13 protein-coding genes are annotated in these 12,359 nt (G+C 66.9%); 5 read left to right on the forward strand and 8 right to left on the reverse strand.

Annotated features, from left to right (window positions below):
* Window positions 1-45: 45 nt before the first annotated feature.
* The 3 genes from Q664_RS28015 to Q664_RS28025 form a co-directional block, all read right to left on the reverse strand.
* Entirely contained in the window at window positions 46-1,185 is a 1,140-nt protein-coding gene (locus Q664_RS28015; protein WP_043402464.1) for a pectin acetylesterase-family hydrolase, read from the reverse strand.
* Between the two features lie 33 nt (window positions 1,186-1,218).
* Window positions 1,219-2,061: an alpha/beta hydrolase gene (locus Q664_RS28020; protein WP_043402467.1), complete on the reverse strand. Its 843-nt coding sequence runs from the start codon at window positions 2,059-2,061 to the stop codon at window positions 1,219-1,221.
* A 96-nt stretch (window positions 2,062-2,157) separates the two neighbouring features.
* Complete coding sequence (locus Q664_RS28025) at window positions 2,158-2,922, reverse strand: hypothetical protein (RefSeq protein ID WP_043402470.1); 765 nt, start codon at window positions 2,920-2,922, stop codon at window positions 2,158-2,160.
* Between the two features lie 172 nt (window positions 2,923-3,094).
* Here Q664_RS28025 and Q664_RS28030 point away from each other — a divergent pair, with 172 nt between their 5' ends.
* The 4 genes from Q664_RS28030 to Q664_RS28045 all read left to right on the forward strand — a co-directional run bounded on the left by Q664_RS28030 (window position 3,095) and on the right by Q664_RS28045 (window position 5,655).
* Complete coding sequence (locus Q664_RS28030; RefSeq protein ID WP_043402472.1) at window positions 3,095-3,379, forward strand: hypothetical protein; 285 nt, start codon at window positions 3,095-3,097, stop codon at window positions 3,377-3,379.
* Between the two features lie 357 nt (window positions 3,380-3,736).
* Window positions 3,737-4,651, forward strand: a complete 915-nt coding sequence (locus Q664_RS58110; protein ID WP_152622379.1) for a hypothetical protein — start codon at window positions 3,737-3,739, stop codon at window positions 4,649-4,651.
* Window positions 4,652-4,654: 3 nt separating this feature from the next.
* Window positions 4,655-5,116, forward strand: a complete 462-nt coding sequence (locus tag Q664_RS28040; protein ID WP_043402477.1) for an immunity 26/phosphotriesterase HocA family protein — start codon at window positions 4,655-4,657, stop codon at window positions 5,114-5,116.
* Window positions 5,117-5,193: 77 nt separating this feature from the next.
* Window positions 5,194-5,655 carry an immunity 26/phosphotriesterase HocA family protein gene (locus Q664_RS28045; RefSeq protein WP_043402479.1) on the forward strand — a complete coding sequence of 154 codons (462 nt, stop codon included), beginning with the start codon at window positions 5,194-5,196 and terminating at the stop codon, window positions 5,653-5,655.
* A gap of 15 nt (window positions 5,656-5,670) precedes the next feature.
* Here Q664_RS28045 and Q664_RS60170 read toward each other — a convergent pair whose 3' ends face one another.
* Entirely contained in the window at window positions 5,671-6,366 is a 696-nt protein-coding gene (locus Q664_RS60170) for a ComF family protein (RefSeq protein ID WP_043402481.1), read from the reverse strand.
* 77 nt (window positions 6,367-6,443) lie between these two features.
* Between Q664_RS60170 and pfp the strand changes: the two genes are divergently transcribed.
* Window positions 6,444-7,799 carry a diphosphate--fructose-6-phosphate 1-phosphotransferase gene (gene pfp, locus Q664_RS28055; RefSeq protein WP_043402483.1) on the forward strand — a complete coding sequence of 452 codons (1,356 nt, stop codon included), beginning with the start codon at window positions 6,444-6,446 and terminating at the stop codon, window positions 7,797-7,799.
* 46 nt (window positions 7,800-7,845) lie between these two features.
* Here pfp and Q664_RS28060 read toward each other — a convergent pair whose 3' ends face one another.
* The 4 genes from Q664_RS28060 to Q664_RS59390 form a co-directional block, all read right to left on the reverse strand.
* Window positions 7,846-8,820: a sensor histidine kinase gene (locus tag Q664_RS28060; protein ID WP_084610414.1), complete on the reverse strand. Its 975-nt coding sequence runs from the start codon at window positions 8,818-8,820 to the stop codon at window positions 7,846-7,848.
* Between the two features lie 180 nt (window positions 8,821-9,000).
* Entirely contained in the window at window positions 9,001-9,624 is a 624-nt protein-coding gene (locus Q664_RS28065) for a glutathione S-transferase family protein (RefSeq protein WP_043402486.1), read from the reverse strand.
* Window positions 9,621-11,162, reverse strand: a complete 1,542-nt coding sequence (gene gpmI, locus Q664_RS28070) for a 2,3-bisphosphoglycerate-independent phosphoglycerate mutase (protein WP_043402490.1) — start codon at window positions 11,160-11,162, stop codon at window positions 9,621-9,623. The genes Q664_RS28065 and gpmI overlap by 4 nt, the downstream gene beginning before the upstream one ends.
* Before the next feature lie 84 nt (window positions 11,163-11,246).
* Entirely contained in the window at window positions 11,247-12,302 is a 1,056-nt protein-coding gene (locus tag Q664_RS59390) for an MXAN_6577-like cysteine-rich protein (RefSeq protein WP_052518752.1), read from the reverse strand.
* Between the last annotated feature and the right edge of the window lie 57 nt (window positions 12,303-12,359).

Below are 12,359 nucleotides of genomic sequence, written 5' to 3' on the forward strand. Positions count from 1 at the left end.
TGCGTGGCCTCGGGTGCGAACCACTTGCGCAATCAACCCGCGGGCTCAAGGGCCCGCGTGCTCCCAGGCCAGGTCGTCCTCGGCCAGCCTTCGCACCCACTCCCTCGCGGTGAGTCCCGTGCTGGTGGCGGTATTCGGAGTGGACAGGACCACGTGCGGGTTGCCCGGCAGATAGAACGTCTTCACGTTCGAGGCCGCCGAGGCGCGCACCGCCTCCATCCGGGTCTGGACCTGGGCGCCATTCAGTCCGAAGTAGGTGGCGATGGTTCCGTCCTGGAGGTAGCCGAGCATGCCGTAGCGCCGCGGCGCGGTCAGCAACCGGGCCGAGCTGTCGAGCACGGCCGAGAGGCCTGTCGTGCACTGCGTGCAGCCGGGCGGAAACTCCAGGCCCCACGTCTGGCGCATCGTCCCGTAGCGGCCATCCGCGGCCGTATCGATGATGAGTCCCGAGTCATTCAGCACGTCGACCCGGGCCCATGGCAGGGCCTTCTGCACGCGCCACCAGTGGAGGGTCGCCCCGTAGCCGCCCGCGCTCACGCCCGAGAGCCACACGCGGCGGGCCTCGTGGAAGGTGGGCCGCAGCCGCCGCAGGTACGCGTCCATGTTCCGGGCGCCGACGTGCTCGATCTTCCTCGGGCCGAACCAGTCATAGGTGTGGACGCGCGTTCCGGCGTGAAGGTCGCCCGTGCAGTAGGGAATGTAGACGAAGCTCGCGTCCCGGAACGGGTTGCTGGTGTCCTCGCGGTCGAAGAACACCGCGAGGCTCGAGGCCTTGGCCTCCGCCAGGACCGGGCCCTCGCCCATGGTGTCGTTGATGTGCGTGGCGGTGCCGAGCGCACAGGCCGCCGCCTCCCAACACGCGCCGCCGCCAGCGAGGAAGATGAGGACCCGGTCCGAGCGGTCGGTCAGGTTGACGGCCATGCCCGTGGAAGAACCGTTGGCGCAGTGCGCGTCGGGAACTGGGACGAACGTCCAGGTCTCCTTGGGCGCCTCGATGGGAGGTGCCTCGTTCACCGTGTATGGAATTGACGGGAGATCATATTCTCCGCCGGCATCCGTCTGCCCTCCGTCGAGTCCCGCATCCGTGTTGGGACCCGCGTCGGCATTTCCCGTGGGAGGGGCGTAGGGCGTTCCACAGGCGGACAGCAGCAGGAGGCCCAGGAGGACCGGCGCGGGGTTTCTCATAGGCCCGCCAGTATAGCAGCTCGCCATGCGGGCCTACTGCTTGCCGTGCGTGGCCTCGGGCGCGAACCACGTGCGCAACACCTTTGGAGAGGCCGAGCGGTAGATGTTGTCGTGGCGCAGGTCCGGTCTGGGCTCGTACTGCCACTTCAGCCCGGCCGGTGAGCTCGCGCGGAGCGTGTCCGCCAGGCGCGTGACGGCGGGGACGATGCTCTCCTCGTCGGCGGATGACAGGTACAGGGTATTGCGCAGGTCCGGCCGGGACTTGATGCGCTCGGCGGCCTTGCGTACCAGTTCCTCGCCGTTCCACCACAGGCTCGGGCTCAAGGCGATATAGGTGCCGAATAGCTTCGGCTGGAGGAAGAAGGTCTCGACGATGAAGAGCCCCGCGAGGGACTCGCCGATGATGGCGGTCTCGTTCGTCACGCGATACCGGCGGCGCACCTGGGGCATCAGCTCGTCGCGGATGAAGTTGCGGAACGCGGCCGAGCCGCCGACGCGCGGGGCGATCTTCCGGTCCTCGTCGACCTGGGTCGGGCCGGTCATGTCACGGCGCCGCTCGGTGTTCTCGATGCCGACCACGATGAGTGGCCGCATCTCACCGGCCCGGATGGCGGTGTCGACGGTGGTGGCGACGTGCGGAAAGTCCTCCTGGAGACCGCCATCGGGCATGTACAGCACCGGGTAGCGCGTGGACTTCGCCGTGTCGTAGCCCGGCGGCGTGTAGACGTTGATGCGCCGGGTCTCCTCGAGCGCCTTGGATTCGAGGGTGAACGAGTGGTGCGGCGGCACGGGCTCGGTGGCCTCCGCGTGGGCCGTCGAGCCAACGGCGAGCACGACGAACAGGAACGAGCAGGCCCATTTCATCGACTGTCGCATCACGTCATTCTCCTCGGTTGTCCAGCGGCCAGCACTGCATCTTGAACCATTGCCGTGCCCATCGGCATGGACTGACTCCCTCTTCCAGGCCATTCCTCACGGGGAGAGGGATTGGGGAGGTCGTGGAGGCTTTACGACCGGGATGTAGCACTTCCCCTGGTACTCGGCGTGCTCACCGCATGGCGGACGGCGTTCGAGCGCTACCCAGCAGCCGCCGTTGATCTCGACATGGTCCGCATTGGTGCGGCACGGCGGCCTGACCTGGCTCGTGAAGGGCTTGTCGGGAAGCGGGTAGGCGATACCCGCCGGCCCCTTCGCCTGGCCATCGATCAAGACTGTGGACGGCAGCCCGGTATCTGACATCCCATTGAGGTCGAGGGCTGATGGTGACGCAGTGGGAGGATTGATGGGGCGGGCTGAGATGCCCCACCACAAGCCACCAGCCAGCACGAGCAGGGCGAGTCCCGCGGCCACCAGTCCCCCGAGCCAGGGGCGCTTCACCCACTGGCCCATCGGCGAGCCGGTCAGATGGGCGCGCATCCTGGGGGTGCTCCCCACGGCCTCGAGCGCCGCGAGCAGCAGGGTGAACAGGTTGGCCAGCTCCGCCAACCGGCCCGTTGCCGGCGCCTGCTCCACCTCCAGGGCGATGAAGGGCGGCGCACTCTGGAACGAGGCGCGCACCCGCCAGCTCTTCTTGGCTCCCCAGGTGGGGCGTGGACCGGGCATCATCACCAGGGCCGGAGCGCCCGTCTGGACGTTGCGCGCCTCGTGGATGTGGCCCAGTTCCGCCGAGGCGTGCTTGCACCGTCTCCCGAGTTGGTACGGCCCCAACCTCCCGTCCTTCTTCTTCGTGGCTGCCATGTGCTGTCCTCCTGCTCTTCCGTACCACGCCTCAGTGGCGTCAGCGGAAGCCCGGTGCGTCCGATGCATACCACGGCGGAAGTCCCGTCCGAGGGAAGAACTCACGAGGTCATGGACCCTCCCTGGCCCATCCGTTTGACGGGACTCGGCACCAATGGTGTGTTGGCGCCCAATGCGCTTCTTCGAATCTCCGTCGAGGCTGGTCCGTTTCTTCTGGTGGTTGGGAATCCTCAACCTGCTCGTCATCCTCCTCATCAACCTGAACGCCGAGAGCGTCCCAGCCGCGCATGGGCCGCAGGGGGAGTTGAGTTACCTCGTCGAGGCGGAGAGGAACGCGCCCGCTCGCTACATGCGGCCCCACACCGGGTGGTTCATCGACCATGGCTTCTGGCTCGTGATGGGTCCCTTCATCGTCGCCGTCGCCGCCCAGGCCCTGCATGAGCGGTCCTCGCGGTGACCCTGGCGACGACCCGCACCGGCTCCTGTCGCTGCCAAAGGTGGTGGGCTCGCCTCTGCCGCTCCGGCTCCGGCTCCGCTCGAGGGCGCCATCTCCCCGGACGTCTACACGCGGACCGTGTCGTGGTCTCGAATCGAACTCTTCGCGGATGGAGTCAATGCCAGGAGGTGCTGCGTGTCACGCGGGTGGGCTGTGCTGCTCTGCATGTTTCTCGTGGGGTGTAGCAGTGCTGCCCAACGCGTCCGTCACGCCACGAGTCAGCAAGAGCGCTGCGTTCAGGTCCCGCGCCGTTACGTCGCGTCGGGGAGACTGAATGAAGCGTTTCATGCAGCTCGTGCTGGCGTGAGAGTAGTGCCCGTGTCGGCAACGCTGGGGGCTGCTGCGCCAGTGGCGCCGCTGACCCCGCCCTCGTCCCCTCCGCTGGAGGGGCTCTCTGGCGAGGGTTTGGGTAATGGCATACCACGCGGCGTGCTCCGGCTCGTGCCAGAAGGCGGCACGGCCGCGGGAGAAGCAGGGGCGGGTGGTGCGGCGGGAGAGCTCGTCGTCACCGGCGGTGCGGTTGTCGCGGCTGCCGGTAGTGTGCTCTTGCTCTGCTTTACCGTCGAGGCGGCCGTGGATGGGGTGGAGACCCCGATCGACATCGCGGACGAGTTCTACGGCACGCACTTCGGCGATGTGTCTGAATGGGTCCAAGGTCAATACCCATCCAGTGTACCCAACAGCGCAGGAGCGGGAGCTTCCAATGCTCCAGCGGGACCGATGTCCGCCCCGCTCGCTCCTCCCGGCGGATCGCCAGAATCAGAACCCGGCAAGGACACCAGGAAAAGGAGGGGGCGCATCTATGTGACCTACAGGAAGCTCAACATGAATACCCACCGCTACTACCTGGGGCGAACCAGCATGGTTGTCGATCTCTCCAGGCCTCTCGATGAACAGGCGGCTCTGGCCGTTATTTTTCGAGACATGCGCCATCACATCGACGAGACCGATGAACCCAATGGGGCTGTGTTCGATTTCGCGAGGGTTGATCAATTCGATATAGGGACGGCCATTGACTATGGCCGAAGATATGACGACGCCGCATACTGGCGGATTCGCGGAAGGGAGCAGCAGTTGATTGATTCCCATGGGGGCGCCCAATCCGACACGGGAATGCCCTATCGTACCGAGAACATCGTACGCGGTGTGTCGAAAGACAATCCGTGGGGCAGGCGGTTTCATGACGCGGCCACGGAGCGCTGGGGTCAACTTCATTCTTACACGGGGTATTAGGGCATGAAGAAAGTGCGCATACATAGACCGGGAACCTTTCTGAGAATTCCCCTTGCCGACGGGACTTTCGGTTATGGGAGGGCGCTTTCGCAAGTGTTTGACGCTTTCTACGCATACAGGACTGAAAGCCCTGACTCGGACCTCGACCGGATCGCGTCCAAGCCAGTCCTTTTCAAGATTGCTGTCCGCCATCTGGAACCGGGTTCGTGGGAGGTCATTGGACGAAGAAAGCTTGAGGAGCCCCTGATTCAACCCATTGTTCAATTCAGGCAGGACGTGGGGAACTTCCGTCGCTGCGAGATCTTCGACACCGTCGGCAATTCGAGAAGTGCCGAGCCGCATGAGTGCGTCGGGCTCGAGGCAATGGCTGTTTGGGAACAGCATGCTGTCGAGAGACGCCTGCTCGATGCCTTCATGGGGCGGCCCAATGACACCGTGGCGCACTTGAAGGTACGCCTGCAATAAAGCGTCTCCGAACTCTGACGCCCGACGCAGCCACGGAGCGCTGGGGGCACCTTCATCTTTACACGGGATATTGAGAAATGGCGAAAACAATCATACCTAGACCGGGGTCCTTTCTTCGAATTCCCCTTGCTGACGGTTCTTTTGGATACGGAAGGGTGCTGGAACTGCCGATTGATGCCTTCTACGAATACAGCACTCAAAGTCCTGACTCAGACCTTGACCGGATCGCATCCAAGCCAATCCTCTTCAAGATTGCTGTGCGCCATTTGGAATCGAGTTCGTGGGAGAGCATCGGGTGGAGAGAGATTGAGGAGTCTCTGGCTCAGCCAATTGTCCAATTCAGGCAGGACGTGGGGAACTTCCGTCGCTGCACGATCTTCGACAACGTCGGCAATTCGAGAAGTGCCGAGCCTCAGGAGTGTGTTGGGCTCGAGCGAATGGCTGTGTGGGAACAGCATGCTGTCGAGAGACGCCTGCTTGACACCTTCATGGGGCAGTCGAATGACACAGTGGAGCGCCTGAAAGTCCGCCTGCAATAGGACGCCGAGGAGGTCTCATAGAGAAAAAGCGCGGGCGAGGGTGATGACCTCGACTCGCGTGGCCCCGGCCTCCCGGAGCGCCATGGCGGCGGCTCGGACGGTGGCGCCCGTGGTCAGCACGTCGTCCACGAGCAGGAACTCCCGGCCCGCCACCGAGGGTGACGCGATGAATGCTCCAGCCACATTCTGGGCGCGCTCGGCTTCGGACAGGCCCACCTGACGCCGCGTCTCCCGGGCGCGGTTGAGCAGTCCCACGGGCGCCTCGCGGCCCGTGATTCGTGCCAGCTCCCCCGCCACCAATTGCGTCTGGTCGTACTTGCGCTCGCGGAAGCGCTGCTCATGCAGGGGCAACGCGACGAGCACGGCGGGAGCCTGCTCGAGGAACTGTCCGCACTCGGTGGCGAGCAGCTCCGCGAGGGCGGGGGCGAGCTCCGGGTGGTCCTCGTACTTGAAGCGGTGGATGGCTCGGGCGACGGGGCCCTCGTGGGCGAAGGGCGCCCCGGCGCGGGTGAAGGGCGGCGGCGACAGGTGGCAGCGCGTACACGTGTCGCCGGGAAACTGTCCGGGCTCGGCGCAGGTGCGGCAGCGCGAGGGCGGGAGCCGCTCCACGGCGAGATCACACGTCTCGCAGAAGGCCGCGCGCACGGGCATCACCTTCGCACAGGCGATGCACGCGGGCGGGTAGAGCAGCTCGAGGAGCGAGGAGAGCACGGGCGGGAGTTAATACGGATGCACGGGAGCGGGGAAGGTGTCTGGACCTGAGACGGGTCTTCGGTTTGGATGGACCCATGAAGAAGCTCGCCATCGTCGTCGCCGGAGGACCTGCTCCGGGCATCAACAGCGTGATTGGAGCGGCCACCATCCGCGCCCGGCTCTCGGGTGTGGAGGTCATCGGCCTCCAGGATGGTTTCAAGTGGATCTCCGAGGGAGACCTCTCCCACGTCGTTCCCCTCACCATCGAGGACACCAGCCGCATCCACTTCCGTGGCGGCTCGTACATCGGCATCTCCCGCGCCAACCCCACCCGCTCCCCCGAGCACTTCCAGCGCACGCTCGAGGGGCTCGAGAAGCTCGGCGTGGGCATGCTCATCACCATCGGAGGGGATGGCACCGCGACACTCGCGCAGATCATCTCGGAGAAGACCCGGGGGCGCATCCGCGTCGTCCACGTCCCCAAGACGATCGACAACGACATCGATCTGCCCGACGACACCAGCACCTTCGGTTTCCAGACGGCGCGCCACGTCGGCGTGGAGATCGTCAAGAACCTGATGGTGGACGCGAAGACGACCCACCGCTGGTACTTCGTCGTGGCCCAGGGCCGCAAGGCGGGACACCTCGCCCTGTCCATCGGCAAGGCCGTGGGCGCGACCAACACCGTCATCCCCGAGGAGTTCCAGAAGGGGTGTCCCGTCTCGTTCAACCATGTGGTGGACATCCTCGCGGGCTCGGTCATCAAGCGGCTGGGCTACGGCCGCCAGGACGGCATCGTCCTCCTGGCCGAGGGCCTCGCGGACTGCATCGATCCCGTGGATCTGGCCAAACACACGGACATCCCCAGGGATCACATGGGCAACATCCACGTGGCGGAGATCAACCTGGGCGAGGTGCTCGAGAAGGCGGTGAAGGATCGGCTCGCGGGCCTGGGCATCAAGGCCACGCTCATCACCAAGTACATCGGCTACGAGGTGCGCTGCGCGGACCCCATTCCCTTCGACATGGAGTACACGCGAGACCTCGGCTACTGCGCGGCCCGCTACATCATCGAGGGTGGCACCGAGGCGGTGGTGTCCATGGTCAACGGGCGCTTCCAGCCCATCTCCTTCCAGCAGATGAAGGACCCGTCCACGGGGCGGCCCCGGGTGCGGCTGGTGGACGTGGACTCGGATCGCTACAAGATCGCCCGGAGCTTCATGCTGCGGCTCAAGCGGCAGGACTTCGACAAGCCGGAGGAGTTGGCCCGGTTCGCCGCGGCGGCCAGGCTCACGCCGGAGGCCTTCCGCGAGCAGTTCTACCACCTGGTGAAGGACGAGCCCCAGGTGGCGATCGACGTGGAGATGGGTCTCTCCACCAAGGCGATGGATGCCGCCAAGGCAGTGGACGCCGCCAAGGCGGGAGGGCCGACGGGCGGCGAGGCGCAGTAGGGCCGGGGGATTGGCCCGGCTCCCGTGCACGCTCGGGGCGTGAGGGTCAGGCGGCGCGGGAGGTGAGCTCCTCCTGGGCCTCGTACAGGGGGAGGGTCACGGTGAAGGTGGTGCCGTGACCCATCTCGCTTCGCACGGAGATGTCCCCGCCCAGCGCGGTGATGATGCCGTGGCACACCGAGAGTCCCAGACCCGTGCCCACGCCAACCGGTTTGGTGGTGAAGAACGGGTTGAAGATGCGCTCCAGGTTCTCCGGCGGGATGCCGCAGCCCGTGTCGCTCACCTCGACGACGACACCGCGGGAGCTGCTCAGGCGGGTGGAGATGCGAATCTCGTTCCGAGCCGCCTGTCCCGGCGAGATGGCATGGGTCGCGTTGACGAGCAGGTTGAGGAACACCTGGCACAGGCGCACCTTGTGTCCGTTGACGGGCGGTACCGCCACCAGCTCCTCCACCAGGGTCGCCCGCTCCCTCAGCTCGTAGGCCGCCACCTTCACCGCGCTCCGGAGGCTGGCCACGACATCCACCGGGCCGTTCTCCAGGTCGTTGGGGTGGGAGAGGACCTTGAGGTCTCGCACGATGAGGCTGACGCGCTCGGCGCCGTCGCGGGCGTCGGCGATGGCCTCGATCATCTCCTGCTGCTCCTCCGGCGTGGCGGCGCCCGCCGTACGGACCAGTTGCTGCTGCACGTAGTCGAGGTTGCCGATGATGAACGCGAGCGGGTTGTTGATTTCATGCCCCAGGCCCGCCGCGAGCTGGCCGATGGTGGCCAGCCGGTCCGCGAAGAGCAGCTGCGCCTGCGCGGCCTGGAGCTGCTTCAGGCTCTCCTGGAGCCGGGCATTGGCCAGCTCCAGCTCGCAGGTGCGCTGCCGCACGGTCTCCTCCAGCAGGGCGTTGGAGTGGCGCATCTCGCGCTCGGTGATTTCGGCCTCGGCCTTCAGCAGCCGGGTGCGGATGGCCTCCGCGCGCTCGGCGCGGCCCTCGATGACCGTGAACTGCCCGCCCATGCTTCGTGCCTTCATCGTGCTGACCTCGCGTACGGGACGGTCAGGTCTGGTGCGAGAGCCATGCCACCATGCCTCCCGGGCGAGGGAAGCGGAGGGCGGGGGCGGGGATGTGGCGTTTCGCCCCAGGGGCGGGCCCGGGGAGGTGCGGCATTCTGGGTGGGTGCGGCGATTCGCCACACCTTGTTTGAGGACCGATCAGCGGGCGGTGGCGGGCACGGCGTCGGTGATGCGGAGGTGCCTCGGCTGGGACTGGACCCGCTCGAACCAGGCGCGGATGGCCGGGTAGCGGGACAGGTCGAAGCGTCCCTCTTCCGCCACGTGCGTGTACGCGTAGAGCGTGATGTCCGCGAGGCTGTAGCGCTCGCCCGCGAAGAAGGGGCGCTTCGCCAGCTCGCCTTCCATGACGTCCAGGGCGGCGTAGCCCTTCTGGATGCGCTCCTCGAGCTCGCGCTCCTTGCCGGGTGGGATGCCGAAGAAGGCGATCCACGCGCGGGCCACCGCGATGTACGGCTCGTGGCTGTACTGCTCGAAGAACATCCACTGGAGCATCCGCGCCCGCTCCAGCTTGTCCGAGGGGATGAACGGCGTGCCCTCCGCGAAGTACCAGAGGATGGCGTTGGACTCGGCGAGGAACACGCCCGGTTCGAGCTCCACGGTGGGCACCTTGGCGATGGGATTCTTCGCCTTGAACTCCAAGGAGCGTGTCCCGTTGGGACCCATTTCCATCTCCACCGTCTCGAGGGGAATCCCGAGCTGGTGCAGCAGGAGACGGACCTTGTAGCAGTTGCCGGAGGGGTGGAACTGGTGGAGCTTGATCATGGAATCAAGCCTAGCCGATTCATCTCGGAAGGCTTGGGCAGACCCATGACCTGGAGCAGGGTGGGGGCGATGTCCGCGAGGATGCCGGGGCGCAGCTTCTGCCCCCGGAAGTCCGGGTGGATGAGGTGGAAGGGCACCGGGTTGAGCGTGTGGGCCGTGTGGGGCTCGCCCGTGGCCGGGTCGCGCATCTGCTCGCAATTGCCGTGGTCCGCGGAGATGGCCATCACCCAGCCGTGCCGGGCACACGCCTGCCCCAGTTGTCCGAGGCACTCGTCCACCGTGGTGACGGCCTTCATGGCCGGCTCCAGCAGGCCCGTGTGGCCCACCATGTCCGGGTTGGCGAAGTTCACCAGCGCGAAGTCGTAGGCCCCCGACTCGATGCGCTTCACCAGCTCCAGCGTCACCTCGCGCGCGCTCATCTCCGGCTTGAGATCGTACGTCTTCACGTCTCGCGGCGAGGGCACCAGGTGCCGATCCTCACCCGGGTACACCACCTCGCGGCCGCCGTTGAAGAAGAAGGTGACGTGCGCGTACTTCTCCGTCTCCGCCGTGCGGAACTGGCGCCAGCCGGCGTGCGAGAGGGCCTCGGGGAAGATCTCACTCGGCTGGTCGGGCGCGAAGGCCACCGGCAGTCCGAAGGTCTCGTCGTATTGGGTCAGGCACACGTACATGCCCACGTGCAGGCCGCCCCGGTCGAACTCCTTGAAGTCGTCGAAGGCGATGGCTCGCGTCATCTCCCGGGCGCGGTCCGCGCGGAAGTTGAAGAACATCACCCCATCGCCATCGCGGATGCGGCCCACCGGGGTGCCGTCGCCGTGGGCGATGACGGTGGGTTTGATGAACTCATCCGTCACCTTCTCCGAATAGGAGGCACGGATGGCGGAGAGCGCATCGGGGGCCTTGGGGCCCTTGCCGTGGACGATGGCCTCGTAGGCGAGCTGCACCCGGTCCCACCGCTTGTCACGGTCCATGCCGTAGTAGCGCCCGCCCACGGTGGCGATGTGGCCGGTGCGCGTCTCGCGCAGGAACTTCTCCAACTCCTCCACGTAGCCGAGTCCACTCTGGGGCGGGGTGTCGCGTCCATCGGTGAAGGCGTGGACGTAGATGTGGGGGACGCCCCGCTCGTGCGCCGCCTCGAGGAGGCTGTAGAGGTGCTCCATGGACGAATGCACGCCGCCGGGGGAAACGAGCCCGAGCAGGTGGAAGGCCTTGCCGTCCGCCTTGGCCTTGTCGAGCGCGGCGCGGATGACGGGGTTGGCGGCGAGCTCTCCGGACTCGGAGGCGCGGTTGATGCGCACCAGGTCCTGGTAGACGATGCGGCCGGCGCCGATGTTGGTGTGGCCCACCTCGGAGTTGCCCATCTGCCCCTCGGGAAGACCGACGGCCAGCCCGGACGTCTGCAGCTCCGTGTAGGGAGTGCCGTTCGTGAGCACGTCGAGGCGCGGGGTGCCGGCGAGGGCGATGGCGTTGTCATCGCGTTCCTGGCGGACGCCCCAGCCATCGAGGATGCAGAGCAGGACTTTGTGCTTGGGCTTCATTCCGGAAACGTAAGGGTGGGTTTCCGGAGGTGGAGTGGGGGGAGGCGAGGGGGGCGCGGGCGCTCGGCTGGCGGGCCCCGGGGCTTACGGCGGGAGGGCGCAGAGCCCGTTCGAGCACACCAGCCCGGTGGCGCAGGCCCGCTCGCAGGTGCCGCAGTTGCGTGGGTCCGAGCTCAGGTCCACGCAGCCGACCGCGCAGAGGACGAGGGGCTCCGCGCACTGGCAGCGGCTGTTGGTGCATGTCTCGTCCGGGGTGCAGGCGCGGCCGCAGGCACCGCAGTGTTGTGTGCTCGTGCGCAGGTCCACGCACTGGCCATCGCACTCGGCCTGGCCGGACGGACAGGCACACGCGCCTCGCGTGCACACCTGGTCCAGGCCACATGCCCTGCCGCAAGCGCCACAGTGGCGTGCGTCGCTCGTGAGGTTGGCGCAGGTTCCGTCACATTCGACGCTGCCCACGGGGCAGTCGAGGCGGCAACGGCCTCCCACGCACACCTCGCCGGAGCCGCAGCCCGTGCCGCAGGTGCCGCAATGGAAGGGGTCGGACTGCACGTCCACGCAGCCCTGGCCGCAGCGGCGGAGTCCCGTGGCGCAGGCATCCACGCACTCGCCGTCCTGACACAGGCGCGAGCCGCACCCGTTGCCGCAGGCGCCACAGTTGCTCCCGTCCGAGCCGAGGTCCGTACACGCGCCGTCGCAGGCGGCCAGCGGGGGCTCGCAAGCACAGGTGCCCGCATCGCACGATTCGCGGGAGCCACAGGCCGTGCCGCAGGTGCCGCAGCTGGCCGTGCTCGACTCGAGCGCCACGCAGGCGCGCTCGCACTGTGTCAGCCCGGCGGCGCAGGCGTCCGTGCACCGGCCCTGGTTGCACACCTGTCCTTCGGCGCAGGCCGTGCCGCAGGCGCCACAGTGGGAGGCGTCGCTGCGCGTGTCCACGCACTCCGCCTCACAGCGCGTCTGGCCGAGGGCACAGGCCGGGAGCTGGTCCCTGGCGACGCAGCGATCCTCCACGCAGACCGAGTCCTCGGGACACGAGGGGTCGTCGGGCTGGCCACAGAAGGAGGGCGTGGTGCGCGTGCACCCGAGGCCAGTGACACACGTCATCACCACGAGCAGGAGCAGGCGCGGGAGCGAGGGCATGGAGGAACGTGACTTTAATCCTCTTCAGGGAAGTGACCGAATTTCCCCTCTCCCCTC

The sequence above is a fragment of the Archangium violaceum Cb vi76 genome (genome assembly GCF_000733295.1).
In the GTDB taxonomy this organism is placed as follows: domain Bacteria; phylum Myxococcota; class Myxococcia; order Myxococcales; family Myxococcaceae; genus Archangium; species Archangium violaceum.

Coding starts and splice junctions, on each gene's coding strand:
- Q664_RS28040 (WP_043402477.1), top strand. CDS start 4,655: ATGAAGAAAGTGCGCATACATAGACCGGGAACCTTTCTGAGAATTCCC.
- Q664_RS28025 (WP_043402470.1), bottom strand. CDS start 2,922: ATGGCAGCCACGAAGAAGAAGGACGGGAGGTTGGGGCCGTACCAACTC.
- Q664_RS28020 (WP_043402467.1), bottom strand. CDS start 2,061: ATGCGACAGTCGATGAAATGGGCCTGCTCGTTCCTGTTCGTCGTGCTC.
- Q664_RS28065 (WP_043402486.1), bottom strand. CDS start 9,624: ATGATCAAGCTCCACCAGTTCCACCCCTCCGGCAACTGCTACAAGGTC.
- gpmI (WP_043402490.1), bottom strand. CDS start 11,162: ATGAAGCCCAAGCACAAAGTCCTGCTCTGCATCCTCGATGGCTGGGGC.
- Q664_RS28030 (WP_043402472.1), top strand. CDS start 3,095: ATGCGCTTCTTCGAATCTCCGTCGAGGCTGGTCCGTTTCTTCTGGTGG.
- Q664_RS28045 (WP_043402479.1), top strand. CDS start 5,194: ATGGCGAAAACAATCATACCTAGACCGGGGTCCTTTCTTCGAATTCCC.
- Q664_RS28060 (WP_084610414.1), bottom strand. CDS start 8,820: ATGAAGGCACGAAGCATGGGCGGGCAGTTCACGGTCATCGAGGGCCGC.
- Q664_RS59390 (WP_052518752.1), bottom strand. CDS start 12,302: ATGCCCTCGCTCCCGCGCCTGCTCCTGCTCGTGGTGATGACGTGTGTC.
- Q664_RS28015 (WP_043402464.1), bottom strand. CDS start 1,185: ATGAGAAACCCCGCGCCGGTCCTCCTGGGCCTCCTGCTGCTGTCCGCC.
- pfp (WP_043402483.1), top strand. CDS start 6,444: ATGAAGAAGCTCGCCATCGTCGTCGCCGGAGGACCTGCTCCGGGCATC.